Annotated in this window: 3 protein-coding genes, 1 tRNA gene, 1 rRNA gene and 1 pseudogene; 3 read left to right on the plus strand and 3 right to left on the minus strand. The window is 61.3% G+C overall.

What is annotated here, in order from left to right; translation table 11 throughout:
• Window positions 1-884: 884 nt before the first annotated feature.
• Window positions 885-1445, plus strand: a complete 561-nt coding sequence (locus HF680_RS15655) for an SOS response-associated peptidase family protein (protein WP_231576690.1) — start codon at window positions 885-887, stop codon at window positions 1443-1445.
• A gap of 109 nt (window positions 1446-1554) precedes the next feature.
• On the opposite strand, the pseudogene HF680_RS16110 reads toward HF680_RS15655, so the two are convergent.
• A pseudogene (locus HF680_RS16110) lies at window positions 1555-1911 on the minus strand (DUF1810 domain-containing protein); the annotation flags it as partial.
• A 358-nt stretch (window positions 1912-2269) separates the two neighbouring features.
• On the opposite strand from HF680_RS16110, the gene HF680_RS16295 reads away from it, so the two are divergent.
• Entirely contained in the window at window positions 2270-2461 is a 192-nt protein-coding gene (locus HF680_RS16295; RefSeq protein ID WP_082064502.1) for a hypothetical protein, read from the plus strand.
• Window positions 2376-2690: a hypothetical protein gene (locus HF680_RS15675; protein ID WP_045811668.1), complete on the plus strand. Its 315-nt coding sequence runs from the start codon at window positions 2376-2378 to the stop codon at window positions 2688-2690. The genes HF680_RS16295 and HF680_RS15675 overlap by 86 nt, the downstream gene beginning before the upstream one ends.
• 196 nt (window positions 2691-2886) lie before the next feature.
• Here HF680_RS15675 and HF680_RS15680 read toward each other — a convergent pair.
• Both HF680_RS15680 and rrf read right to left on the minus strand, forming a co-directional pair.
• Window positions 2887-2963: transfer RNA gene (locus HF680_RS15680), tRNA-Met, on the minus strand.
• Between the two features lie 87 nt (window positions 2964-3050).
• Window positions 3051-3165 (minus strand): 5S ribosomal RNA (gene rrf / locus HF680_RS15685).
• Between the last annotated feature and the right edge of the window lie 113 nt (window positions 3166-3278).

The following is a 3278-nucleotide window of genomic DNA, read 5'->3' on the forward strand; positions in this document are numbered from 1 at the left end:
GAGAGCTGACAGCGCTGATCGCTCGGCGGGGCCGTCCCGCCATGATCGTCAGCGACAACGGCACGGAGTTCACGTCCACCGCCATCCTGGCCTGGCCAACCAGATCATCGTAGATATGCAGCGGCGCGGATTGATCGACTGAATGAAAACGCTCGTACTTACATCAGCAGTCTTACTCGCCACATTCTCTGCGTCCGACACTTCCGCTCAAACGGTGTCGGACGATAGGATGTCCAGTGTCCAGGCGCTGATGACGGAAAATCCAGAGTGGCTTCACCTGCCGGCTTGGATGGGCTTTCGTTGGAAATCATCCATCGGAGATGCCGGTGGCGGCGTTTGGATCTATTTCGCGCCGACACGTGACGGAGCGCCCGCCGGTCGACCTACGAGACCAAGATATGTCGCACAGAAAAAGTCGGTACGCGTCGGCGGTGTAGCCAGATCCGAGTGGACGACGACGGATGAGTGCCCTGCCTTGATGAAGACCATTCGTAGTTTTGAGCAACTGGAGACGCCCCGCATTGCAGTCATAGGCCTTCGCTGGCCACCGACGATGCCGGAGATCACGCTAGACGGTACGATCTGGACAATATGGGCGTATCAGACAGTCCAGTCCGATGATGTCCCCGCCGACATATCCATGACGTCAAGTGGTGGATTCATCGAGAAGTGGGGCCGAGAGGCAATAGAAGATCTAGCCTCATGCTGGATGCCTGCGGAACCGGCCGGGAACTTCTGATGTGCAACCTCTATCGCCAGCGCTCGGCCCTCAAGCCATCATGGACTTGGTTGGCGCAATGCGCTCGACGGTCGGCAATCTTGCGCCGGGCGACATCTATCCCGACTACCCGGCCCCAATCGTCAGATAAGATGGGGATGAGCGGGTGCTTGCCTCCGCGCGCTGGGGCATGCCCTCGTCCAAGAAGGCGATCTTCGATAATGCCACCAAACGGGCGGACAAGTTGCGGGCCAAGGGCGGCGAGGTCGACTTCCAGAAGATCCTGGAGTTCGAACCCGACAGTGGCACGACCAACGTGCGCAACACCAGCTCCAGCCATTGGCGCCCGCACCTATCGCCGGCGTTGCGCTGCCTGGTCCCCTTCACGGCCTTCAGCGAACCAGGCCGGGATGCCGCCGGCAAGTACCGCCCCATTTGGTTCAAGCTCGCGGGCGATGAGCCCGAGCCGCTCGCCTTCTTCGCCGGCATTCACGTTTGGGCCCACACCAGCGTGCGCAGGATCAAGACCGGCATGGAGACGATCGACGTCTTCGCTCTTCTGACGACCGAACCCAACGCGGAGGTCGGCTCGGTTCATCCCAAGGCCATGCCGGTGATCTTGACGCAGTCCGACGAGATCGAGGCCTGGATGACGGCGCCGTGGGAAACGGCCAAGGCGCTTCAGCGCCCGCTGCCCGACGGCGCTCTGTCAGTTGTCCACGCCTGAACCGCGTAAACTGGCCGATCGTTGATAAAAGGCGATCCGGTCCCTCAATGGCGCTGGCCACAAGGTCTGCGGTCAACGGATCAGGCGACAGGCCACAGCGCGCCAACGCCGCCTCAAACAAAGTCTGGTCGACCGCCAAGGCCACGAACAGTGTCATCGATGAGCGGCGCTTGAGATCATCGGGCGATCCTAACAGATGAGGCACCGAATCCACCGACCCCGTGGTCGCGGTGTGAGTGGCGCGAGCAAGCCGCGCCCCTTAGACCTTATGAGCCAGGTAACCCTAGGCCTCCTCGAGCGACTCGATGCCATAGAAGGCGGCCGTCGAAGACCGCCCCATTGACCGGGCCTGGGGGAAGACGAACCACATCCAGTGACTTGTCTTGCGACCTGCCGCGAGCTCGGCCATCGCAGTTTCGAACACGCGATCTTGAGCTAGGACGAAACGGTCGAGTGCTGTTGTCATTCGCCCGCCTCGCCCAGACTGGTGAACTAGTCTGCCCAGAGGGTGTTTCGCGCCATACGTCGATTTAGATCGGGCGAGCCGTCGTTCCACCACACCGGGCCCCTCTCGCCCGGTCCCACCTTGGCCTTGTCGACGCTGCGCCGCGCTGCGGCCAGGGCGTCCCTGTCCCCAGTTGCGAGGGCTTTCCGCACCGCCTTACGCGCACGGCATCAGGTCGTGCACCAGCCCGTCCTTCACCGCAGCCGACAGAGCGGGATCGGGCCAGCGTCACTACCGACCAGGCGCCTTCCTTCGCGGAGCCGTGCGGCTCCGACACTTTCTGAGCGGAAAACTGACGTGCGGGGTCTGTGGCGGCCAGATGACCCGAAGCGGAGCCGACCAACGCTTTATGTGCTCATGGCGGCGAGACCGCGGAAAACTGTCATGCACAACGCTCGAGAGATCAAGAGCGCCGAGATTGAAGCGTGCCAGCCGCGATCAAGAACCGACTGCTGACGCTGGAACGCGTGGCGCTCATCGTCGAAGAGGCGAAGCTCGCCGCAGAGAATGACGCGCGTAGGATCACCCAGGCTCGATCGAAACTCGACAGTGACTTTGCAGAAGTCAAGGGCCGCGCCGAAGGTCTGGTCGACCAGATCGCCGTTGGCGTCCTTGCGGGCGCTGCAGTCAAAGATCGTCTGGATGCGCTGGAAGCGCGGCGAAGCCAGATTGACTCAGAACTGGCCCAAGCGCCGGCGGCGTCGGTCGTCGCCCTGCATCCTCGTGTGCCCAAGCATTAACGGACCGTGGTGGACTCGCTGGAGCGCGCCTTGGCTCGCAGCGACAGCAAGGCCGCGGCTGAGGCCCGAGACCTGGCGCGCAAGTTGATTGAAACCGTCGTGGTCACGCCGCTAGCAGCGCGATGAGATTTTACCTTGACAGTACAAGGCAAAATCGCCGCCCTGGTGAACCTAAACGGCGACAATACTACGAAGTTGGGTGCGGGAGTAGGATTTGAACCTACGACCTTCAGGTTATGAGCCTGACGAGCTACCGGGCTGCTCCATCCCGCGGCAAGCGGTAGTGTATCGAGAAGGAAGAACGTTTCGAGAAGGGCCGCGACTGCAGTGTTTGTTCATCATCGGCTGTCCGCCTGGTAGACCCGGCGGCGACCTACTCTCCCGCGCCTTGAGACGAAGTACCATTGGCTCTGGAGGGCTTAACGACCGAGTTCGGAATGGGATCGGGTGGGGAACCTCCGACATAGCCACCAGGTCAACCAGGGGGACAGCGGATGATGAGAAGACATTGTCTGCGATCGTTCTGGTCTGAACGATCATCGAATGAGTTTTGCTGAGAAACGATCAAACCGATCGGATTATTAGTAC

It is taken from the genome of Brevundimonas huaxiensis, from assembly GCF_014218725.1.
GTDB classification, from domain to species: domain Bacteria; phylum Pseudomonadota; class Alphaproteobacteria; order Caulobacterales; family Caulobacteraceae; genus Brevundimonas; species Brevundimonas huaxiensis.

What these genes read in the sequence shown, in the direction of transcription:
- HF680_RS16295 (WP_082064502.1), top strand. Translation starts at nt 2,270, where the DNA reads ATGACCCGAAGCGGAGCCGACCAACGCTTTATGTGCTCATGGCGGCGA.